We start from the raw sequence: 267 nt of genomic DNA, 5'->3' as shown, positions 1-267 counted from the left end.
ACCGTGACCGAAGCGGCTGGCGCCGCCGCGCTGGGCCAGGCATTGGACCAGCGCCCGGATACCGACCTGGTGCTGCTGGACCTGACGATGCCCGGCGCGCACGGGTTCTCGGCGCTGCTGCACGTGCGCGGCGAGCACCCGGAAGTGCCGGTGGTGGTGATCTCTTCGAACGAGCACCCGCGCGTGATCCGGCGCGCACAGCAGTTCGGCGCGGCCGGCTTCATTCCCAAGTCTTCGCCGGCCGAGGCCATCGGCGAAGCCGTGGCG

General features: G+C 71.9%; 1 protein-coding gene. It reads left to right on the top strand.

The genetic code is table 11. The annotated features are described in order from the left end of the window. On the top strand, positions 1-267 hold a 267-nt coding region (locus OH705_RS27570), incomplete at both ends, for a response regulator (protein ID WP_267303482.1).

It is taken from the genome of Pseudomonas sp. BJa3 (assembly GCF_026343815.1).
Taxonomy (GTDB): Bacteria; Pseudomonadota; Gammaproteobacteria; order Pseudomonadales; family Pseudomonadaceae; genus Aquipseudomonas; species Aquipseudomonas soli.
The sequence above is the reverse complement of the archived record's forward strand: the minus strand, read 5'-3'. Positions and strand labels throughout refer to the sequence as shown.